Source organism: Microbacterium murale (assembly GCF_014635185.1).
GTDB classification, from domain to species: domain Bacteria; phylum Actinomycetota; class Actinomycetes; order Actinomycetales; family Microbacteriaceae; genus Microbacterium; species Microbacterium murale.
This window is the reverse complement of the sequence record NZ_BMCM01000007.1, coordinates 68,825-88,994: the sequence shown is the minus strand read 5'-3', so window position 1 is coordinate 88,994 and position 20,170 is coordinate 68,825. Positions and strand designations below refer to the sequence as shown.

At 65.7% G+C, this 20,170-nt stretch carries 20 protein-coding genes and 3 tRNA genes; 16 read left to right on the top strand and 7 right to left on the bottom strand.

The genetic code is table 11. The features are described from left to right. Positions 1-193: 193 nt before the first annotated feature. The 4 genes from IEV67_RS17745 to IEV67_RS17730 all read left to right on the top strand — a co-directional run bounded on the left by IEV67_RS17745 (position 194) and on the right by IEV67_RS17730 (position 4,444). Complete coding sequence (locus IEV67_RS17745; RefSeq protein WP_188438054.1) at positions 194-1,921, top strand: DUF3696 domain-containing protein; 1,728 nt, start codon at positions 194-196, stop codon at positions 1,919-1,921. Continuing rightward, the gene (locus IEV67_RS17740; protein ID WP_188438053.1) at positions 1,918-2,724 is read left to right on the top strand and encodes a hypothetical protein; all 807 of its coding nucleotides are present in this window, start codon (positions 1,918-1,920) and stop codon (positions 2,722-2,724) included. The genes IEV67_RS17745 and IEV67_RS17740 overlap by 4 nt, the downstream gene beginning before the upstream one ends. Before the next feature lie 225 nt (positions 2,725-2,949). Next, positions 2,950-3,171 (top strand): helix-turn-helix domain-containing protein, encoded by a 222-nt coding sequence (locus tag IEV67_RS17735; protein ID WP_188438052.1) that lies wholly within the window; start codon positions 2,950-2,952, stop codon positions 3,169-3,171. After that, complete coding sequence (locus IEV67_RS17730) at positions 3,164-4,444, top strand: HipA domain-containing protein (protein WP_188438051.1); 1,281 nt, start codon at positions 3,164-3,166, stop codon at positions 4,442-4,444. The genes IEV67_RS17735 and IEV67_RS17730 overlap by 8 nt, the downstream gene beginning before the upstream one ends. A gap of 207 nt (positions 4,445-4,651) precedes the next feature. On the opposite strand, the gene IEV67_RS17725 is transcribed toward IEV67_RS17730, so the two are convergent. The 3 genes from IEV67_RS17725 to IEV67_RS17715 form a co-directional block, all read right to left on the bottom strand. After that, positions 4,652-4,724 (bottom strand) — tRNA-Phe (locus tag IEV67_RS17725). 72 nt (positions 4,725-4,796) lie between these two features. Then, a tRNA-Asp gene (locus tag IEV67_RS17720) sits at positions 4,797-4,870 on the bottom strand. Between the two features lie 26 nt (positions 4,871-4,896). Further along, positions 4,897-4,969 (bottom strand) — tRNA-Glu (locus tag IEV67_RS17715). Positions 4,970-5,178: 209 nt separating this feature from the next. Here IEV67_RS17715 and IEV67_RS17710 point away from each other — a divergent pair. Then, positions 5,179-6,576: a M23 family metallopeptidase gene (locus IEV67_RS17710; RefSeq protein ID WP_373284506.1), complete on the top strand. Its 1,398-nt coding sequence runs from the start codon at positions 5,179-5,181 to the stop codon at positions 6,574-6,576. A 63-nt stretch (positions 6,577-6,639) separates the two neighbouring features. Here IEV67_RS17710 and IEV67_RS17705 read toward each other — a convergent pair whose 3' ends face one another. Continuing rightward, positions 6,640-7,131, bottom strand: coding sequence for an inorganic diphosphatase (locus IEV67_RS17705; RefSeq protein ID WP_188438050.1), 492 nt, complete (start codon positions 7,129-7,131; stop codon positions 6,640-6,642). A gap of 44 nt (positions 7,132-7,175) precedes the next feature. Next, a complete protein-coding gene (locus tag IEV67_RS17700; RefSeq protein ID WP_229703316.1) occupies positions 7,176-7,784 on the bottom strand; it encodes a TMEM175 family protein in 609 nt (202 codons plus the stop codon). A gap of 65 nt (positions 7,785-7,849) precedes the next feature. Between IEV67_RS17700 and tilS the strand changes: the two genes are divergently transcribed. After that, a complete protein-coding gene (gene tilS / locus IEV67_RS17695; RefSeq protein WP_188438049.1) occupies positions 7,850-8,839 on the top strand; it encodes a tRNA lysidine(34) synthetase TilS in 990 nt (329 codons plus the stop codon). Between the two features lie 2 nt (positions 8,840-8,841). On the opposite strand, the gene IEV67_RS17690 is transcribed toward tilS, so the two are convergent. Then, on the bottom strand, positions 8,842-9,426 hold the full coding sequence (locus IEV67_RS17690) for a DUF937 domain-containing protein (protein ID WP_188438048.1): 585 nt from the start codon (positions 9,424-9,426) through the stop codon (positions 8,842-8,844). Positions 9,427-9,511: 85 nt separating this feature from the next. On the opposite strand from IEV67_RS17690, the gene hpt reads away from it, so the two are divergent. The 10 genes from hpt to IEV67_RS17640 all read left to right on the top strand — a co-directional run bounded on the left by hpt (position 9,512) and on the right by IEV67_RS17640 (position 18,140). Then, complete coding sequence (hpt, locus tag IEV67_RS17685) at positions 9,512-10,063, top strand: hypoxanthine phosphoribosyltransferase (RefSeq protein ID WP_188438047.1); 552 nt, start codon at positions 9,512-9,514, stop codon at positions 10,061-10,063. 73 nt (positions 10,064-10,136) lie between these two features. After that, positions 10,137-12,152 (top strand): ATP-dependent zinc metalloprotease FtsH, encoded by a 2,016-nt coding sequence (gene ftsH, locus IEV67_RS17680; RefSeq protein ID WP_188438046.1) that lies wholly within the window; start codon positions 10,137-10,139, stop codon positions 12,150-12,152. Positions 12,153-12,154: 2 nt separating this feature from the next. Then, complete coding sequence (folE, locus tag IEV67_RS17675; RefSeq protein WP_188438045.1) at positions 12,155-12,766, top strand: GTP cyclohydrolase I; 612 nt, start codon at positions 12,155-12,157, stop codon at positions 12,764-12,766. Beyond that, positions 12,763-13,560 (top strand): dihydropteroate synthase, encoded by a 798-nt coding sequence (gene folP / locus IEV67_RS17670; protein WP_188438044.1) that lies wholly within the window; start codon positions 12,763-12,765, stop codon positions 13,558-13,560. Before folE ends, folP begins: the two co-directional genes overlap by 4 nt. Then, on the top strand, positions 13,557-13,943 hold the full coding sequence (gene folB, locus IEV67_RS17665) for a dihydroneopterin aldolase (protein ID WP_188438043.1): 387 nt from the start codon (positions 13,557-13,559) through the stop codon (positions 13,941-13,943). The genes folP and folB overlap by 4 nt, the downstream gene beginning before the upstream one ends. Then, a complete protein-coding gene (folK, locus tag IEV67_RS17660) occupies positions 13,940-14,527 on the top strand; it encodes a 2-amino-4-hydroxy-6-hydroxymethyldihydropteridine diphosphokinase (protein WP_229703314.1) in 588 nt (195 codons plus the stop codon). The genes folB and folK overlap by 4 nt, the downstream gene beginning before the upstream one ends. Next, complete coding sequence (locus IEV67_RS17655) at positions 14,524-15,012, top strand: DUF3180 family protein (RefSeq protein ID WP_188438042.1); 489 nt, start codon at positions 14,524-14,526, stop codon at positions 15,010-15,012. The genes folK and IEV67_RS17655 overlap by 4 nt, the downstream gene beginning before the upstream one ends. Further along, positions 14,963-15,748, top strand: coding sequence for a PH domain-containing protein (locus IEV67_RS17650; protein ID WP_188438041.1), 786 nt, complete (start codon positions 14,963-14,965; stop codon positions 15,746-15,748). The genes IEV67_RS17655 and IEV67_RS17650 overlap by 50 nt, the downstream gene beginning before the upstream one ends. Next, the gene (locus tag IEV67_RS17645) at positions 15,745-17,454 is read left to right on the top strand and encodes a PH domain-containing protein (RefSeq protein ID WP_229703312.1); all 1,710 of its coding nucleotides are present in this window, start codon (positions 15,745-15,747) and stop codon (positions 17,452-17,454) included. The genes IEV67_RS17650 and IEV67_RS17645 overlap by 4 nt, the downstream gene beginning before the upstream one ends. Then, the gene (locus IEV67_RS17640; protein WP_188438040.1) at positions 17,451-18,140 is read left to right on the top strand and encodes a DUF2520 domain-containing protein; all 690 of its coding nucleotides are present in this window, start codon (positions 17,451-17,453) and stop codon (positions 18,138-18,140) included. The genes IEV67_RS17645 and IEV67_RS17640 overlap by 4 nt, the downstream gene beginning before the upstream one ends. Positions 18,141-18,225: 85 nt before the next feature. Here the strand turns inward: IEV67_RS17640 and IEV67_RS17635 are convergent, their stop codons facing one another. Beyond that, entirely contained in the window at positions 18,226-20,064 is a 1,839-nt protein-coding gene (locus IEV67_RS17635; protein ID WP_188438039.1) for a DUF2207 domain-containing protein, read from the bottom strand. Between the last annotated feature and the right edge of the window lie 106 nt (positions 20,065-20,170).

The window sequence follows — 20,170 nt, the reverse complement described above, 5'->3', positions numbered from 1 at the left end:
GACGACCTACTACGGGGCACTCACCTGAGAATCCTTCCCGTATGGAAGGGGCAGAGATCTGGGACGGTTTAACCTGAGGCGGTTCACAGTTGCGAGAGGCGACGTTGTTTCCGTTGGGATCATCTCTCCGCTGTCTATAGGGTGAACCTCGAGGCCATATTAGCGGTCCTCCACTGAGCTGACTGGAGTGACCATGGCGGGGATCTTGACATGGAGTGTCGCGGACTTTAAGTCTTTGGGGGGCGCGCAGATGCGTCTGCCCCATCTGACTGTTCTCGCCGGGGCGAACAGCTCAGGCAAATCATCAGTGTTGCAATCGGTCCTGCTCCTTGCTCAATCGGTGAGTCGAGGAGGACCGCTCATCATGAACGGTCCTCTTGTGCGCTTGGGTGAGCCAGGCGATGTGGTTCGTGAGGGGCAGTCGGCAGTTGAGTTGCGATTTGAAGTCCAGGTCGGTCCTTCGGTTGCGGCGGAGCCCCCGAGGTCTCCTCACGTGGAAGTTGTCGTGTCGCTGATCCCTTCTCGGGATGGGACGACATTGGTCCCGTCGTCGTTCGAGGTCGTCGATGGTGGTGGAGTTCTCGTTTTCTCGGCAACATCGGAGCGGATGAAGGGCGCGGATATTGATGCTCTCGAGCAGCGCCAACCTGGCTTTGATATGTCATTCCTTAGAGTCAAGGTGCTGGAATCGCGCCGTGCCCCGAATCGCATGTACGTGGGGTTCCTCGGCGTAACGCCTGTCATCCTGGCTCGTCACGTTGATCCTCGCGTGGTTGAGCATCAGGCGCAGGCGATGGTGAGCGAAGGACTAGCTCAAGAGCGGCTGACGTATGAGCTCGTGCAAGAGATTTCACAACTTGTTCCGAAGAATAGGTTTCTTCGTGAGCTGGGGATCACGATCCCGAAGGCAGATGGGACGGACCCTCGATCCGCGGTCGCCGCGCTGTGGACGAGACGAGACTTTTCTGCGCTTAGTAGCGCGCAGCTGGCTGACCTCATCGCCCGGGTGGCCGCCAAGCGCGCCCTCGACGAGTGGGCAATTATTGGTCCGGGTTTCGGGTACATGGGGTTGTCGAACAGATTCGGTCGGAGGTTCTACTTCGAAGGTGGGGTTATTGAAAGTCAGCTCGCTGAGGAGTACATACTTAGCCTCCAGCACTTAAGCGCATTTGCGACAGCGTTAGAAGAGTTCGGGAGCAGTGTCCGCTATCTAGGCCCACTGCGTGAAGAACCACGAGTCGTTCAGGGTGCGTGGGATGAGAGAGTGCAGGCGCTTCCTGTGGGCATACGGGGAGAGCTGACGGCGGAGATACTAACTCGTGAGAAGGATCGACAGATCGCTTTTCGTGATTGGAACGATCAGCCGGTACAGGCGACGCTCCCGGACGCCGTTGCGCTATGGTGCGATTACTTCGGCATGGGCGACAAGATCAAAGTTCTCGACTTGGGCAAACTCGGGCGAGGCGTCAACCTTCGAGTCAATGGTGCTAACAGAGACCTGACAATGATTGGAGTTGGGGCGAGTCAATTGCTGCCGATCTTGGTTGCTTGCCTTGCAGTTGAACGAAACTCACTCGTACTCATTGAGCAGCCGGAGCTTCATTTGCATCCAAGCGTTCAGTCGCGCCTCGCTGACTTCTTCATCTTTGCCAGGCCAGACGTACAGTTCGTCGTTGAGACTCATAGCGAATACCTGATTACCCGGCTGAGACGTCGAATCGCGGAAGGACGCGTGACGCCGAAGCATACTCAAGTTCTGTTCGCCGAAAGGAGTTCAGGAGCTACGGTGGTGCGCTCTCTGGAACTCGATGACGGGGGTGACTTCAACGAATGGCCGGACGGCTTCTTCGATGCGCAAGAGGAGGATACTCGGCATATCGTGAAGGCGGTTGCTGCTCGGCTCGCTAAGGGACGCGAGTGACCACCGTAGTTGTGCTTGATCCTGGCATCGTATTTGGCGCCGTCGACGAAATTGGATTGAGCCGACTTCAGGAATGGACCAAGGACCGTCGAGTCAGACTTGGCGCACGAACCTGGGATCGTCTGGCAGAGGCTTATGCAACTGGCGTACTGGGCACTCCACAATCACTGAGGAGGATCGCTCATCGCACGTTCGGCGACCTGCTCACTCGGCAGCCCCTCGAGCATTCAGAGCTACACGTCAATGTCGAGCTTTCTTCCTCCTATCAGGGCGAATCAGCTCATCGAGAGCTTCTTATCGATGATCTCGTTGGAGTGGGCCTATCCACGCCCGGGAGCGTCCTGGGGACCGTGGATGCCTTCTGGGGAGAGTCGTTCACAGCCATCGGCTGCGTCCCTCCCCCTCCCACTGATCTCGCAGTGCATTTTGGACCTAACCTTCCGACACCGCACGAGCTTCGCGACCGTCGCGCTGCCTGGTTCTCGGGGCGCCGTTTGCTAATAGTGGGTGGCCAGGTTGATGAGGGAATTACGAACGCCATCGGAGCGAGTTTCGATGTCCCGCCTGGAGATGTGCGTTGGATTCCAAGCGAGAAGAATAAGCGCGCTCGCAATCTGAAGAGCGTGATCCAGGGGCTGCCTTCCAACGCGGTTGTTGTCTGTGTCGTCGGTAAAGTGGGGCACGATGTGAGCGGCGAAGTGAAGGACTATACGCGCGGGCAATCGCTGCACCTGTGTGAGTCCAGATTCGCTACTCAGATTGTCGACGACCTTACGGCGCTTGTAGACCTGGCTCGCGGGTAGGAGTGGTGTCGAGGAGCGCCCGGACCGCAGCGGAGCGAGGACCGGACGCACCGCAGCTCGGTACTCCTGCCCGCGAAGCCGGCTGCAGGCCGGCCTTGAATGAGTAAAGAGAGTTCTCACAGATCCCCATCGCCCGACCGGCAGGTGTGCGCTAAAAGTCACATCCCCTTGTGTGCGTTATAAGTCGCATGTAGTCTTGTGCGTTATAAGTCACAAGGGGGCTATATGGAAGTACGCGCTGCGTCTGATTTCGGGGCGCTCGTCGCCGAGCGGCGTGACGCCCTCTCGCTCTCGCAAGCCGAGCTTGCGAACCGGGCTGGGGTCACCCGTGAGTGGGTCGTGAGGTTGGAGAACGGGTCAACCACCGTCACCCTGTTCCGCCTGATGCGCGTTCTGCGCGAACTCGGACTTACGGTCGATGTCAGCGAGGCGGGCACGCATGGGTGAACTCATTGCCTATCTCGACGGCACGCCCATCGGTGTCATTGGGCAATCCGCAGGTGGTTCGCTGACGTTCACCTATGACGAAAGCTATCGGCTCAACAGAGAGTCCACACCGCTCTCGCTTTCGCTGCCCCTGGTGCGATCTGTTCATAAGAACAAGCCGGTCCGGGCATTCCTTCAAGGCCTCCTGCCCGATAGTCCTGGCCGCCTCGCAGAAATCGCTCGCGAGTATCGAACCAACGCAAATAACCCCTTCGCGCTCCTCAGTCACATCGGGCGCGATGCCGCAGGCGCAGTGCAACTACTTGCGCCCGGGGAATCGAGCGATGACGCTGCGCAACGCCAGGGCGACGTCCGTGAACTCCCGGACAGCGAATTCGCGGAGATGATCACGGACCTCGTACGCAACCGAGACACTTGGGGTAAACGCACCGACGACGCGCGCTGGAGCCTCCCCGGCGCTCAGCCAAAGGTCGCGCTGTTCCGAACCGCTGGCGGGCGCTGGGCGGTGCCCCAGGATTCCACTCCGACAACCCACATTCTGAAACCAGCTATCCCGCCGTATTCGGATCACCACATCAACGAGTTCATGACCATGGGTGCCGCACGAGAGCTCGGCATGCACGTAGCTGGCGACTTCCTTGAAGTCACCGAGCATGGTGATGCCATCTTCGTGGCGGAACGCTACGACCGCGAGCTAAAAGGTGCGCGCTGGCATCGCCTGCATCAAGAAGACCTGTGCCAGGCGCTGAGTGTGCCGCCCGAGAACAAATATCAGATCGAAGGGGGCCCAGGCGTCGCTGAAATCACGCGGCTCCTGGCCTCACTACCGGAGGCGGAAGATCGCCGAATCAATGCGTCGCGCTTCTTCGACGCTTTGGTTTTCTCGGTGGCATCTCTCGGTACGGATGCCCATGCGAAGAACTACTCCCTCCTCCTTCGTCGCGACCGCGCCACCCTTGCGCCGCTCTATGACCTGGGAAGCTACGCGCCATACGTGAAGGGCGGCGGGGTAAATCCCACGCTCGCGATGTCGATCGCGGGGGAGTACAGCGCGGGCCGGATTCGAATTGCGGACGTGGTTCTCGTTGGCGTGCGACTCGGGATCGCCCGCGAGCACGCCGAGGAGCGCGCTCGCGAAATTACGAATGGGATCATGGACGCCTATTCCGCAGCCGGTGAGGTGGCTCGCGCGCAGCTCGGGGCGGATCCCTTCATCGCGGCGATGGTGGACAGCATCCGCGACTACGCGCATGGGCGCGGATGGACGCAGTAGTTACCGGCACAAAACCGGCACAAGGCCTTGCCGTCCGGTGTATGCGTGATGCGGAGACGGGGGAGCATGACGCTCAACCCTTGCCGGCGTGATGCCTCGATCGTATCCCGTACTGCCCCGCGATCCCGGTGTTCCAGGGCAAAGCAAAACCCCCGCCATGTAGAAGCTAGGCGAGGGTTTCTAGGATGACTGTAATGATCACCCCTGTGGCTCCGACGGGCGTCGATCCCGTGACCTCACGATTTTCAGTCGTGCGCTCTACCAACTGAGCTACAGAGCCATGCGGCACATCGTAGAACTGCCGCAACCTAGACGAAAGGCCCTCTTCGAAAAAAGGGCCCGTCGCTTAGAGCGACCCTGACGGGACTTGAACCCGCGACCTCCGCCGTGACAGGGCGGCACGCTAACCAACTGCGCTACAGGGCCATGCTTTTAAATTGTATCGGACGGAGTGACCCCAACGGGATTCGAACCCGTGCTACCGCCGTGAAAGGGCGGCGTCCTAGGCCGCTAAACGATGGGGCCGAAGGGCGTCCCGGGGGACTTCCTTGCCGACGCTCAAGCATAAAGGATGATTTGACCAAAACGCTAATCGAGGGCGCGCCGTCCTTCCGCCCGGGCGTTTCGGGAGGACGATGGATGGTAACTGCCGTGTGATGACATCCGAAACTCGCTGTTGCGGATGTTAAAGATGTTGTTACTGTGGCATGAGTGAAACCTGTGAAAGGGGCCGTGTGAACGACGAGCAGTCCGCGATGGATGCTGCGCTCGAAGCGGGAGACTCGTGCGGATGCGCACCGAGCGTCACCGAGCGGCGTACCTTCTGGCAGAAGAACACTCTCACCCGACGCAACGCTCTCGGCATCGGCGCCCTCAGCGTCGCCGCGCTCAGCGCCTTCGGCATCGGCTCCGGCGTCAACGCCGCGTACGCCGCTTCTTACCCCAGCTGGGACGATGTCCAGAAGGCGAAGAACAACGAGGCAGCGAAGGCCGCAGAGGTCACGCGCATCCAGAACCTCATCAATGCGCTGACCCAGAAGGTCGCCGAGACCCAGGCAGCGGCAAAGGTGGCCGGCGACGAGTACTACGCCGCGCAGCAGGCGTTCTTCGACGCGATCACGAAGGCCAATGAGCTCCAGGCGCAGGCCGACGCGCAGGCGAAGATCGCAGACGAGTCCGCCACTAAGGCAGGACAGGTCGCCGCGCAGCTTTACCGCAACGGCGGCGACGACACCGCCCTCGAACTCTTCTTCGCCGGATCAGCGGCCAACGCCGACCAGCTGCTCTCGCGGCTCGGCACGATGGACAAGCTCCTCGAGTACAACCAGTCGGTCTACGACGATGCCGTCGCGGCCCGCAACTCCGCGCAGTCGATCAGCGACCAGGCCCAGGTCGCGCGCACCGAGCGCGACCGGCTGCAGAAGGTCGCCGAGGAGAAGATGATCGCCGCCCAGGCGGCAGCCGAGGCAGCTCAGGCCGCACTCGACGAGCAGACCACGTACCTCACAACGCTCGAGGCGCAGCTCGCAGCCCTCAAGGACACGACGGCGAAGACCGTCGCCGACTACCAGGAGGGCGTCCGCGTCGCCGAGGAAGCGCGCAAGGCCCGCGAGAAGAAAGCCGCTGAAGAGGCTGCCGCTGCGGCCGCAGCTGCCGCTGCCAACAACGGTGGCGGAGGCGGCGGCGGAGGAGGCGGCGGTGGCGGAGGCGGAACCGGCGGCTGGGTTCGCCCGCACGGCGGATGGCGCAGCTCCGGCTACGGGCCACGCTCATCGCAATGCGGATCGCAGGGCTGTTCTTCCAGCTGGCACTACGGCGTCGACCTCGCGAACGGCTGCGGAACCCCGATCTTCGCCGCGAATGCCGGCACCGTCGACTACGCCGGATGGAATGGCGGGTACGGGAACTACGTCCGGATCCAGCACGGCGGCGGCGTCGGCACTGGTTACGGCCACATCGTCAACGGCGGCATCGTCGTGCGCAGCGGTCAGTGGGTCGAATCCGGTCAGGTCATCGCCTACGAGGGCAACACGGGCGGATCATTCGGCTGCCACCTGCACTTCGAGGTGTACATCTGGGGCGCGTACACGAACCCCATCGACTTCATGGGCGCACGCGGCGTCTCCGTCTGAGATCGAGCACGAAGAAGCCCCGGCCGCCGAAAGGCAGACCGGGGCTTCTTCACATCTGCAGGGTCAGTGGCCGGTTTCGCCGGCGCGAACGATCGCCTCATCGAGGATGCGTTGCGCCTCGGCGGCGTCACCCCACGCGTCGACCTTGACCCACTTGTTGGGCTCGAGGTCCTTGTAGTGCTCGAAGAAGTGCTCGATCTCCTTCTTCGTGTACTCGGCGAGGTCGCCGATGTCCTGGATGTGCGCCCAGCGCGGGTCCTTCGACAGCACGGCGACGAGCTTGTCGTCTCCACCGGCCTCATCGCTCATCTTCAGCACGGCGACGGGACGGACCTCGACGACGACACCGGGGAACAGTGCCTGGTCGAGCAGCACGAGCACGTCCAGCGGGTCGCCGTCCTCGCCGAGGGTGTTGTCGAAATAGCCGTAGTCGGCCGGGTAGCCGAAGGTCGTGTAGAGCACGCGGTCGAGGTGCACTCGCCCGGTCTCGTGGTCGACCTCGTACTTCACGCGGCTGCCGCGCGGGATCTCGATGACGGCGTCGTGTGCGCCCATGCGTGTGCTCCTCAGGAAAAGACGGGTGGATGCCGGGAACCAGCCTACCTGCGCAGTCGCTCGAGCAGTTTCTCAACCGGGGTTGAGAAGACGAGCAGCAGAAGAGCGAAGTAGCCGATCGGATGCACCCATGCCGCGATGGGCAATGCCACGCAGAACAAGATGATCGCGGCGATGTCGCCGATCGCTCCGCGCCGGAGTTTCTCGGCGGTGAAATCGGAGAGCGTCGGATGCCGCATCAGATACAGCTTGCCCGCGAGCGTTGCCGCCTGCGTCATGGTCAGTGTGCCGATGTACAGCAGCGCCTGCAGCGGGTCGGTGTCCATCTGGCCGAGCATCGCCGTCGGCACCGGCAGCCACACGATCGTCAGCATCCACGCGGCATTGATGAACAGCAGCGGTGAGGTGACACGAAGAACGCGTTCGTACTGCCGATGATGCTCCATCCAGAACAGCGCGATCAGCACGAAGCTGAGGAGGAAGCTGACGATCTGTCCGCGGTGCTCGGCGAGGAACGCCCCGGTGCTGGTGCCGTCGTTCGCCGCTTCGGACACCGATTCCAGCAGCGGCAGGATCAGCAGCGTCATCGCGATCGCCACGACGGCATCGACGAAAGCCTTCAGCCGCTCGGGAGCGAAGGTCTGGGCAGTCACAGGCTCAGACTAGAGCCGTGCAGGATGCCGCGGATAGGAGTTTCGCGGTGCCGTACCGTTGGCGTGTGCCTTCATTGTCGCCCGCCATCGCCGAAATCCGCCTCGCCGTGCGCACTGCCCTGGCCCCGTTGCCGGAGCGGTCGTCCATCGTGGTCGCGCTCTCCGGCGGTGCGGACTCCCTGGCACTCGTCGCCGCGACGGCGTTCGAAGCGCGCGCACGCGGGATGCAGGTGGTCAGCGCGACGATCGATCACGGGCTGCAGGAAGGGTCAGCGGATGCTGCGACTGCGGCCGCAGCGAAGGCCGAGACCCTCGGCATCCGCTCTGCGATCAAGCGCGTCGAAGTGCGCCGCGATGCGGACGGCCCCGAGTCCGCGGCGCGCGATGCGCGCTACGCGGCGCTGCGCCGGATCGCGGAGGAAGAACGTGCTGCCGCGGTGCTTCTGGGCCATACGCTCGATGACCAGGCGGAGACCGTGCTGCTGGGGCTGGCGCGCGGCGCCGGCGCGGCGAGCCTGCAGGGGATGTCACCGAACCGGGCCGACGACGACGGGTTGATGTGGGTTCGCCCGATGCTCGGCGTGCGGCGTGAGACGACGCGCGCGTTCTGCGCAGCATCCGATCTCGTGCCGTGGGACGATCCGCACAATCTCGACGATCGGTTCGCGCGGGTCCGCGTGCGCGAACGTGTACTGCCTGTGCTCGAGAGCGAACTCGGCCCCGGCATCGCCAAGGCGCTCGCGCGCACTGCTGAGCAGCTCCGCGAGGATGCCGAGGCGTTCGACGAGATGATCCGAGAGACCATCGAAGACATCGTCGAGCACGCAGAGGCAGGCATCTCGGTCAGCGCCTCCGCGCTCGCCGCCAACCCCGCGGCACTGCGCAATCGCATCATCCGCCTCGTCGCACACAGCGAATTCGGCGCGAGCCTCACCCGCACGCAGACGGTCGAGGTCTCGCGCCTCGTCACGGACTGGTCGGGGCAGGGGCCGATCGACCTTCCGGGCTGCTCGGCAGCCCGAGTCGGAGGCCGGATCGTCTTCACTGCCCGCTAGGGCTACTTCTTCCCGCCGAACAGCCCGCCCAGCAGATCTCCGATCCCACCACCGCCGGAGGACGAACCGCCACCGAGGATCCCGCCGAGCAGATCGCCGATCCCGCCGCCGGAGCCGTCCTTGTCGCCGCCGCCGATCAGGCCTCCGATGAGGTCGCCGATGCCGCCTCCGGATTCCGCGCCGTCCGCGGTCGTCGACTTCTCCTTGTTCTTGTTCGCGATCAGACCCATGATGATCGGCGCGAGGATCGGGAGGAGCTTGCCGAAGTCGATGCCCGCCGTCTTCTCTGACGAGTTCAGCTTCGACGTGACCTGCTGCTTCTCGTCGCCGAGCACGTGCGTGACGATCTTGTCGCCGTCGGCCTGATCGACCTCATCCACCTTGGAGACGCCGGCCTTGCCCTCATGCTTGCGCAGAGCATTCTGGATCGCCGCGGAGCCTTTCTCGCTGGCGGCATTCTTCGCCAGCCCACCGAGCAGCACGGCGCCGCCCTGCTCGACCGCGGCCTTCGCGACGTCGGGCGAGACGTTGAGCTTCGCCGCGATGTCATCGATCGGCACCTGCTTGAGGATGTCGTCAAGAGCCATGAGATTCCTTCCTTCGGCGGGCGTCCGCGCGCCTCACCGCTCACAGTAGTGCGCACGCACAGGATCGTGTCACTAAAATCGATGCATGCGCGCCGCGGAGATCCAGGACGACCTTTCCGACATCCTCGTCACCGAGGAGGAGATCAAAGCGAAGCTCGCTGAACTCGCCACCCAGGTCGCGAAGGACTACGAAGGCAAGGATCTCCTGCTCGTCGGAGTGTTGAAGGGCGCCATCATGGTGATGGCCGACTTCGCCCGCGAGCTGCCGTTCCACGCGCCGATGGACTGGATGGCGGTCTCCAGCTACGGCTCCAGCACCAAGTCCAGCGGTGTCGTGCAGATCCGCAAGGACCTCGACACCGACCTGCACGGCAAGCACGTGCTGATCGTCGAGGACATCATCGACTCCGGCCTGACGCTGAGCTGGCTGCTGGAGAACTTCGAGTCCCGCGGTCCAGAGTCGATCGAGGTGCTGGCGCTCCTGCGCAAGCCGGACGCCGCGAAGGTCGAGATCGACTGCAAGTACGTCGGCTTCGACATCCCGACCGAGTTCGTCGTCGGGTACGGCCTCGACTTCGACGAGCGCTACCGCAACCTGCGCGATGTCGCGGTGCTCGCACCCCACGTGTACAGCTGATTCCGAGTCGCGGCGTACGCCGTGGGCGAATCCCAGCGGACCGTAAAGTACGGCGCGATACGCTGAACGGATCATGGACGTGAAGAAGATCACCCGGAATCCATTGGTGTATGTGGCGCTGATCGGTGTTTTGCTGTTCGGCGGGTTCCTGCTGATCTCGAACCTCGGCGCCCCCAAGACGATCACCACCCAGCAGGGCCTCGACCTGCTGGCCGGTGAGACGGTCACGGAGGTGACCAACACCGACGGTGATCAGCGTGTCGACATGACCCTGTCGAAGGCGTTCGAAGACTCCAAGACCGTGCAGTTCTACTACGTGGACGCACGCGCAGACGAGGTCGTCGAGGCCATCACCACGGCCGACCCGAAGGACGGGTTCAACGATGTCGTCCCTCGCGCGACGTGGTTCGACGGCTTCCTCTCCCTTCTGCTTCCCCTCGTGCTGCTCGGCCTGCTGTTCTGGTGGCTGCTCTCGTCGATGCAGGGTGGCGGCGGCAAGGTCATGCAGTTCGGGAAGTCGAAGGCCAAGCTCGCCAACAAGGAGACCCCGACGGTCACGTTCGCCGACGTCGCCGGTGCGGATGAAGCCATCGAGGAACTCGAGGAGATCAAGGACTTCCTTCAGAACCCTGCGAAGTTCCAGGCGATCGGTGCCCGCATCCCGAAGGGCGTGCTGCTGTACGGCCCTCCAGGAACAGGTAAGACCCTCCTCGCCCGCGCTGTCGCAGGCGAGGCCGGCGCTCCGTTCTACTCGATCTCCGGCTCGGACTTCGTCGAGATGTTCGTCGGCGTCGGTGCCTCCCGCGTGCGCGACCTGTTCAACCAGGCCAAGGAGAACGCCCCCGCCATCATCTTCATCGATGAGATCGACGCCGTCGGACGTCACCGCGGCGCCGGCATGGGTGGCGGAAACGACGAGCGCGAGCAGACGCTGAACCAGATGCTCGTCGAGATGGACGGTTTCGACCCGAACGCGAACGTCATCGTCATCGCGGCGACGAACCGCGCTGACATCCTCGACCCCGCGCTGCTGCGACCGGGCCGGTTCGATCGGCAGATCGGCATCGACGCCCCCGACCTCAAGGGCCGCCTGCACATCCTGCAGGTGCACGCCAAGGGCAAGCCGCTCGCGAAGAGCGTCGACCTCGAGGTCGTCGCCCGCAAGACTCCCGGCTTCACCGGCGCCGACCTGGCGAACGTCCTCAACGAGGCAGCACTGCTCACCGCACGCTCGAACGCGCAACTGGTCGACAACCGTGCCCTCGACGAGGCCATCGACCGTGTCATCGCCGGCCCGCAGCGCCGCACGCGCGTCATGAAGGACCGCGAGAAGCTCATCACCGCGTACCACGAGGGCGGACACGCGCTCGCCGCGGCGGCGATGAACTACACCGATCCGGTGACCAAGATCACGATCCTGCCCCGCGGCAAGGCTCTGGGCTACACGATGGTGATGCCGCTCGACGACAAGTACTCGGTCACGCGCAACGAGCTGCAGGATCAGCTCACGTACGCCATGGGTGGCCGCGTCGCCGAGGAGCTTGTCTTCCATGATCCGACCACCGGCGCCTCGAACGACATCGAGAAGGCGACGAGCATCGCCCGCAAGATGGTCATCGAGTACGGCATGACCACCGATCTCGGACCGGTCAAGCTCGGCTCCGAGGGCGGCGAGCCGTTCGCGGGTCGTGACATGGGCCGCGGCCGCGAGTACTCCGAGACGATCGCCGAGCGCGTCGACGGCCAGGTGCGCGCGCTCATCGAGCAGGCGCACGATGAGGCCTACCAGGTGATCAGCGACAACCGTGACATCCTCGACCGTCTCGCCCTCGCGCTTCTCGAGGAGGAGACCCTCGATCACAACCAGATCGCGGAGATCTTCACCGAGATCCGCAAGCTCCCAGAGCGGCCCCTGTGGCTCTCCAGCCGCGAGCGCCCGGTGTCGGATCGTCCGCCGATCGATGTGCCAACGCGTGTGATCCCCGTGGATGCCGCAGCGTCGGTGGACGGGTCGGCGGATGCCACGGCATCCCGCGGCCAGGTCGGCAACGCACCCGCATCCGGGCAGGCCCGGCCGGCGACGGCCTGATCGTGGCCGTCGACCCGGCGCGTGTCGAACGGCTGACCCGAGAGCTCCTCGAGGCGATCGGCGAGGACCCGGAGCGCCCAGGGCTCAGGCAGACACCGGCGCGCATGGCCGAGCTGTACGCCGAGTTCTTCGCCGGCGTCGGAGAGGATCCTGCGGCGCCCCTCGCCCGCACGATCAGCGTCGCCAGGGGCCCTGCGCCCGAGACTCTGCCGTCCGGTGCGGTACTGCTGCGCGACATCCGCTTCCGCTCGGTCTGCGAGCATCACCTGCTGCCGTTCGCCGGGCACGCGCACATCGCTTACCTGCCGGGCGAGCAGGTCGTCGGGCTGGGCGCACTGGTGCGAGTCGTCGAGATCCTCGCTGCTCGGCCGCAGGTGCAGGAGCGTCTGGGCGAGCAGATCGCCGACACCATCGCGGAGCACCTCGACACGCGTGGCGTGCTCGTCGTGCTCGACGCGTCGCACGGCTGCGTCACGATGCGCGGCGGCCGTCAGAGCGAAGCATCCACGCTGACGATCGCCGCGCGCGGAGAATACAGCGAGCCCGTCGCACGACAGGAGATCATCGCGCTGATCGGTGGCACCTCGACAACAAGGTCCGAGGACGGACGATGACCGGCATCTGGGGCATCGTCAATGTGACACCCGATTCGTTCAGCGACGGCGGCCGCTATATCGATCCCGAACGTGCGATCGCCCACGGGCTCGCGCTGCGCGATGCCGGTGCGAGCGTGCTCGACGTCGGCGGCGAGTCCACCCGGCCCGGGGCCGAGCGCGTCGACGCGGCAGTGGAACAGCAGCGGGTGCTCCCGGTGATCCAGGAGTTCGTCGCTCACGGCATCCCGGTGAGCATCGACACGCTCAACGCGTCGACAGCAGCCGCTGCCGTGCGCGCAGGCGCGCGCATCGTGAACGACGTGTCAGGCGGACTCGCCGACCCCGAGATGTTCAGCGCCGTCGCCGAGTCCAGTGCGGATTTCGCGATCGGCCACTGGCGGGGTCCGTCCGATGACATGTATGCGAAAGCCGAGTATCACCGAGCATCTCGTGAGGTGGCAGGCGAACTGCGCGAGCGTGTCGGTGACGCAGCGGCGGCAGGCATCGCCCCGGCGCGTCTGATCGTCGACCCCGGCATCGGCTTCGCCAAGGCCGGTGTGCAGAACTGGGAAGTGCTGCGCGGCCTCGACGACATCACCGCTCTCGGGCATCGTGTGCTGATCGGCACGTCGCGAAAGCGATTCCTGGTCGAGACACTCGATGGAGCCGGCGAAGTCGATGAGTCGCGGAGAGACCTCGCGACTGCCGTGACCAGCGCGCTTGCCGTGCGTCACGGCGTGTGGGCGGTGCGCGTGCACGATGTCGCCACGACCCGCGATGCGCTTGCTGTCGCACACGCCTGGGAGGGATGAGCGTGCCGAACCTCGACGAAATCCAGCTCACCGGGCTCACCGTCTTCGGGCGACACGGTGTCTTCGCGCACGAGCGTGAGAACGGTCAGGAGTTCGTGATCGATCTGCGCCTGCATCTCGAGTTGGCGGATGCCGCAGCATCCGACGACGTGGTCGACACGGTCCACTACGGCGAGCTGGCAGAGCACGTCGCGGCGGTGGTGGCCGGTGAGCCGGTCAACCTCATCGAGACTCTCGCGCAGCGCATCGCCGATGTCGTACTCGCAGACCCGAAGGTGCAGCAGGTCGACGTCACCGTGCACAAGCCGCACGCGCCCATCGCGCTGACGTTCTCCGACGTGTCTGTCACGATCAGCCGTTCGCGCCAGGGAATGCCGCAGTGATCCGCAAGCCGCCTCCCGTCCGTCCCGACCCGCGTCCCGGGCGTGATGCCGCGACCGCTGTGGTCGCGCTCGGCGCCAACCTCGGCGACCGTCGCGAGACCATCCGTCGTGCGGTGGAGCGCATCTCGAGGCTCCCGCTCGTGGATGACGTGCGGTTGTCCGAGCTCTACGAGACCGTCGCGGTGCGGGTGGACGGCCCTGATCCGGACGCGCCCGGCTACGTCAACGCCGTCGCGATCGTCTCCACCCGCCTCGCTCCAGAAGTGCTGCTGGGCATGCTGCACGCGATCGAAGAGGAGCACGGCCGCGAGCGCCGCGAACGCTGGGGCGATCGAACGCTCGATCTCGATCTGATCACCTATGGCGACATCGTCTCCGACGATCCCCACCTGCTGCTGCCGCATCCGCGCGCCGCAGAGCGGCTTTTCGTGCTCGACCCGTGGCTCAGCGTCGATCCGGAGGGCGAGATCCCCGGGCGAGGCCGGATCGCCGACCTCGCGGCGGGCCTGCGAGCGGATGCCGCGGGCGGCGGCACCGACGACGGCACAGCCGACGACACAGCCGACGATTCGGGGCGCGGATGAAGCGCACCTCGGTTCCGATCCTCATCCTCCTGGCCGTGGTCGGCGGTGGCGTGGGCTACCTCATCGATCATCTGCTGACAGTGTCGGGGAGGGCGACATTCGCTCCGTCGGGATTCCTGCCCGTGCTCCTGCTGCTGCTCGCCGCTGCGGTTCTCGCCATCGCCTGGCCTGTTCGCCGCAGTGTGCGCGGTACGTCCCAGGGGCGCATCGACCCGTTCCGGGCATTGCGCGCCGCGACCCTCGCGCGGGCCTCCAGCCTGCTCGGCGCGATCATGTCGGGCTTCGGCGCCGGACTGCTGATCTTCCTGCTGTCGCGGCCCGTTGATCCCCAGGTAGGGTCGATTGTGGCGATGGCCGCCCTCATAGCGAGTTCGCTCGTTCTCGTGGTGGCCGCGCTCGTGGCCGAACAGTTCTGCACACTGCCGAAGGATCCTGATGACCGACAGCCAGACGACCCCTCCACCGGAGCCGACGCCGGGCGCTGAGCCGACGCAACCATCCTCGACGCAGCCACCGGTGCACCCGTCGCCGCAGCCGAACATCCCGCCCGCGCCACCCGCGCCGCCAGCGCCTCCCGTGCCGACGTCGGCACCGCAGAACCCCGCGCCCGCCGCGCCGCAGGTGAGTCCTCCTGCACCTCAGACGGCGGCGCCGGCCAGCCCGGTGGCACCGGCCACTCCCATCGCCACGCCTCCGGTCCTCGACGAGGGCACGTACGAGAAGCTCCGCGAACCGCGGGGCGCAGGGCGCATCGATCTCGACGGCAGATGGCACCAGATCTCGCCGCGCTACGTCGTGTCGCAGTTCCTGCAGAACGGCATCCTTCTCGCGCTGGTGATCGTCGCAGCGCTGATCCTCGGCCTCGTCCTGCACCAGACCTGGATCTGGATCCCGGCCGGGATCATCAGTGTGATGATGATCATCACTCTGGTGATCCTTCCGCGTCAGGCCAGGGCGATCGGCTTCATGCTGCGCGCCGATGACATCGTGTTCCGCAAGGGCATCCTCTGGCAGCGGATCATCGCCGTGCCGTACGGACGGATGCAGCTCGTCGACATCACACACGGGCCGCTTGACCGGGCCTTCGGCGTCTCCCAGCTCAAGATGGTCACGGCCGCAGCGACGACGGGGGTGCAGATCCCCGGTCTCACCCAGGCGGCCGCAGAAGCACTTCGCGACACTCTCATCGACGTCGCCGAGACCCGGCGGACCGGCCTGTGAGCACGCCGCAGCCTCCGGATCCCTCCGCGGCGCAGACGCCGCTGCCACCGGTGCCGCCCGCACCCGCGGGCAGCGAGTCGCTCGCCGACGGCGAATGGCACCGGCTGCATCCGCTGACTCCGCTCTTCAAGGGCGGCCTCGTGTTGATCATCGTCGCCGGACTCATGCTGAACAACTTCCGCGACCGGATCATCTTCTGGGCCATCGGACTGTTCGCGCCGGAAGAGGCGCATGTCGGTGACTATTCCGGTGGCGATCCGGTGGACTGGGTGTTCGAGAACAACCTCATCCTCGTCGTACTCCTCGTCGTCCTTGGTGTGCTGATCGTACTGATCGCTCTGTTCTGGCTCGTCTGGCGCTTCCAGGAGTTCCGCATCTCCGACGAGCACGTCGAAGTACGAAAGGGCATCATCTTCCGCTCGCAACGGCGGGCACCGCTCGACCGAGTGCAGGGCGTCAACCTCACGAGACCCTTCCCCGCGCGTCTGATCGGGATGGCCAAGCTGGAGGTCGTCGGCGCCGGCACCGACGCGAACGTGCCGTTGGAGTACCTCTCGACGACCAAGGCCGAGACGGTGCGATCGGACATCCTCCGCCTCGCATCCGGTGCGCGCGCGGCACGCGAGGCCAGACAGCATGGCGGGTCGCCGCAGAGCGCCGGCACTGCCGGTGCCACGACGATGCGCTCACAGCTCATCGGCTCGATGAACGGGGGAGTGAACGACCTCATCGGCGGAGTCGACCTGGGCGATGTCGCACCCGAGAGCGTGGTCAAGATCCCGACCGGACGACTCGTCGGATCCCAGGTGCTCGCCGGCGTGCTGTGGCTGGCATTCTTCATGCTCATCTTCGGCGTGACGCTCGCCTTCGTCATCCCCGCGATCCTCTCGGACGGCGACGAGGATGCGTGGATCGGCGTCGTCGGGATCACGCTCGGCATGGGAGTTCCCTTCGTCATCGCGGCCTTCGCCATCGTCTGGGCGCAGATCTCCCGGTCGCTGCGCTATTCGATCGCGCCGACGCCCGACGGCGTGCGCATCACGTTCGGCCTGTTCACCACCGTCACGGAGACGATCCCGCCGGGGCGCATCTTCGCCGTCGAGGTGACGCAGTCGATCCTGTGGCGGCCGTTCGGCTGGTGGACGATCAAGATCAATCGAATGAGCGGCAAGAGCGCATCCCAGCAACAGTCCAGCACCGCGCAGCAGTTCAACATCGTGCTGCCGGTTGGCACCCGCGCTGACGTCGAGCGCGTGCTCGCGCTGGTTCTTCCCGACATGCCCGAGGCGGATCGTCCTCTCATCTGGGAGCAGGGCATCTTCGGCCCGCAGGCGGGCGACCCGTATCAGGTGCTGCAGCGGCGCGGCTGGTGGCGCCGACCCTTCTCGTGGAAGCGCCACGGCTTCGCGGTCACGGATTTCGGCGTGATCATGCGGCGCGGCAACTTCTGGCGCAAGCTCGCGGTGTTCCCGCTCGCCCGGATGCAGGGCGTCTCAGCAGCGCAGGGGCCGATCGATCGGGCGCAGCGCGTCGCGGCGCTCAAGGTGCACAGCGTCACGGGCCCCGTGCTCGGCGATGTCGTCGGCATCGAGAGCACGGCGCTGACCGCGGCCGTGGATGACATCTCACGGCGCGCAGCGGCGGCCGCGGGCCGGGATCACAGTCATCGCTGGGCTCAGGATGCCGCGCACGAGCGGTCTGCATGAACCGTGACGGACGACTCGGCGTCGGGATCATCGGCGCCGGACGAGTCGGACCGGTGATCGGTGCTGCACTCGCAGGAGCCGGGCACGCGATCACGGGCATCACGAGCGGCTCCGACGACGACCGCGTCGCCGGTGTGCTGCCCGACGTGCCGGTTCTCGATGCCGCCGAGGTTCTCCGCCGCAGCGAGCTGGTGATCCTGGCGGTCCCGCACGCCGAACTGCCGGGGCTCGTCAGCGGCCTGGCCGAGCTGGGCGCGTGGCAGCCGGGGCAGCTCGTGCTGCACACGGATCCCGCCCACGGCATCGGCGTGCTGGAGCCCGCGCAGCGCGCGGGCGCGATCCCGCTGGCCGTGCATCCGGCGATCTCGTTCACGGGCACATCGATAGATCTGCGTCAACTGCATGCGGCTTTCGCGGCGGTCACCGCACCAGCGGCCGTGCTGCCGATCGCACAGGCGCTCGCGGTCGAACTCGGCTGCGAGCCGATCGTCATCGGCGAAGACGACCGCGCGGCCTACGCGGAGGCGATCGCGACGGCATCCGAGTTCTCCAGGGCGATCATCGGGCAGTCGACGTCGCTGCTGCGCGGCATCGGAGTGGAGAACCCGGGCGGTTATCTCTCGGCGCTCGTGCAGTCGACCGTCGAGCGCGCTCTGCGCGAAGCATCCGATCCGCCCATCCTCTGACGGCCGGGTACCGTTTCGACTCGCTGCGCTCGCTCAACGCGTTTCGTCTTCGGCGCTTCGCGCCTCCGCTCAACGACCCGCGGCATCAGCGACCTCCGGAGAAGCCGCCTCCGCCGCCTCCGCCGGAGAAGCCGCCGCCCGATGAACCGCCGAAGCTCGATGAGCTGCCCGAGCTCGGAGCGGAGTAGGTCGACGACGAGCGCGTCACCGCAGAGAACACGACAAGCCGGGCGGCGAGGCCGGTCGGCGAGCCATCGATCCATCCGGCGGACCGCTGCTCGCCGGCGTAATTGACTTCGAGCACTTCGCCCCACTCGCGTTCTTGACCGAACAGGATCGCGTAGGGCAGCAGCTTCTCGTACACATGGATCACGTCGACGGTCCCGTCGCTGCGGCGCTCGGCGCCCGTGTACGACTGCAGCATGCGCAACCGGTCGGCCTCTGCGACGCGGATGAACTCGCGCACCCCGTTCAGATACTCCAGCTGCAGCGCGCCCTCCGGCGTGAGAACGGTGTGCTTGCGGAGCGATGCGAAGCACGACGCGCCGACGAAGACGCCGCAGATGAGGAATGCGAACAACAGCGCGCCGACGGATTCGCGTCCGGTGAACACTGCCCATGCGAGCAGGACGGCCATGACCGCGAGCAGAGCCACGGCGATCAGTTGGATGACGGCGGCGGGGATGCTGCGCGCCTTGGTCGTCAGCCCGCGCTGGGCGGCCTCGTGCGGCGCCCCGTTCAGCAGTCCACGCATCCGGTTCGCGAACTTCTCGTCGTTCTCCGGCAGCCTCTGGACACGTCCGGGTCCCCTGCCACCGAAAAGCGCGTTGAGGGACCGCTCGTCGATCGGATCCGGGATCGGTCCTTTCAATCGCCGCAGACGCGGACGTCCCTTCTTCTTCTCGCTCCCGCCCGGCATCTCCTCCAGATGCACCAGGCCGCGGACGGCGAGATGGATGATCTGCGCCGCGAGCGCGTTCTTCGCACGGGGAATGATCGTGCTCGCCAGCAGCGGCGGCATGGAGTCCGGCACGTCGTACTGCGCCACGATGATCCCGGTGGCGCGACGGCGCCGGCGCTTCGTTGCCGCGATCGCCAACCAGGCGCCGACCGAGAGCGCCGCTGCGCCACCACCGATCCAGTACGGGGCGACGTCCGTCGCGGCATTGGGAAGGCGCGCGGGCGGCTGGGTCACGGTGCCCTGCTCGAGGGCGATCGCGATCGTCACGCCCTCCCGCGCGGCAAGATCGTCGGCGCTCACCGAGAAGGTGCTGCCTTCGCGCAACAGGGAGCACGTGTCGCTTGACCCGTAGAAGCCGAGGTAGCAGGAGGACGCACCCGTCAGGTGCGTCGCGAGTCGATCGTCGAAGGTGATCTGCGCATGGAACGAGCCGATGCCCTGCGTGCTGTCCTGCGGCAGCAGGTCCCAGTAGAACTCGTCGACCTTCGTGCCCTCGGCGGCGAGGATCACATCGCGCATCTCGTACTCGATGACGTAGGTCGTCGAGCCGTGCACGTAGTCGTCGGTGCCGGTGAGGACGTAGAGCAAGCCGTCGTCCTTCTCGGTCTCGTATGGGACGTCGTCGCCGTTCTCGTCGCGCACGGAGAGGATCGTGGTGCCGATGCCGGCGCCCTCGTAGCTGTCGGGGTAACCCGCGACGATGCCCCGGTTCTGGTCGGAATCGGGGAACTCGGCGACGCGGGTCTCCACCACGTGCAGGGTCGCACGCCCGTCGTCGTCCATGCCGACCTCGTAGACCGCGTCCCAGGAGGAGAAGTCGAAATCATCGACACCGGCCACTGGTTCGGCGGCGGATGCCGGGGCAGTGGACGCGGTGAACATCAAGGTGGTCGCGGTCAGGAGCACGGCGCCGGTCGCGCCCAGCGACCGGGCGAGGAATCGGGGGAGCGGTCTCCGGATCATTCCTCGAGCGTATCGAGGCTGGGTGCGCAGTTCTCCGGGGTGCGTGGACGCGGCGGGGGCGCGCAGGGCCGACCGGTAAACTGAGCGGGACTTTCAAGGAGCTCTT

Coding starts and splice junctions, on each gene's coding strand:
- folB (WP_188438043.1), top strand. CDS start 13,557: ATGAGCGTGCCGAACCTCGACGAAATCCAGCTCACCGGGCTCACCGTC.
- IEV67_RS17735 (WP_188438052.1), top strand. CDS start 2,950: ATGGAAGTACGCGCTGCGTCTGATTTCGGGGCGCTCGTCGCCGAGCGG.
- IEV67_RS17690 (WP_188438048.1), bottom strand. CDS start 9,426: ATGGCTCTTGACGACATCCTCAAGCAGGTGCCGATCGATGACATCGCG.
- IEV67_RS17705 (WP_188438050.1), bottom strand. CDS start 7,131: ATGGGCGCACACGACGCCGTCATCGAGATCCCGCGCGGCAGCCGCGTG.
- IEV67_RS17650 (WP_188438041.1), top strand. CDS start 14,963: ATGACCGACAGCCAGACGACCCCTCCACCGGAGCCGACGCCGGGCGCT.
- IEV67_RS17730 (WP_188438051.1), top strand. CDS start 3,164: ATGGGTGAACTCATTGCCTATCTCGACGGCACGCCCATCGGTGTCATT.
- IEV67_RS17655 (WP_188438042.1), top strand. CDS start 14,524: ATGAAGCGCACCTCGGTTCCGATCCTCATCCTCCTGGCCGTGGTCGGC.
- IEV67_RS17635 (WP_188438039.1), bottom strand. CDS start 20,064: ATGATCCGGAGACCGCTCCCCCGATTCCTCGCCCGGTCGCTGGGCGCG.
- ftsH (WP_188438046.1), top strand. CDS start 10,137: ATGGACGTGAAGAAGATCACCCGGAATCCATTGGTGTATGTGGCGCTG.
- hpt (WP_188438047.1), top strand. CDS start 9,512: ATGCGCGCCGCGGAGATCCAGGACGACCTTTCCGACATCCTCGTCACC.
- folP (WP_188438044.1), top strand. CDS start 12,763: ATGACCGGCATCTGGGGCATCGTCAATGTGACACCCGATTCGTTCAGC.
- IEV67_RS17640 (WP_188438040.1), top strand. CDS start 17,451: ATGAACCGTGACGGACGACTCGGCGTCGGGATCATCGGCGCCGGACGA.
- IEV67_RS17745 (WP_188438054.1), top strand. CDS start 194: ATGGCGGGGATCTTGACATGGAGTGTCGCGGACTTTAAGTCTTTGGGG.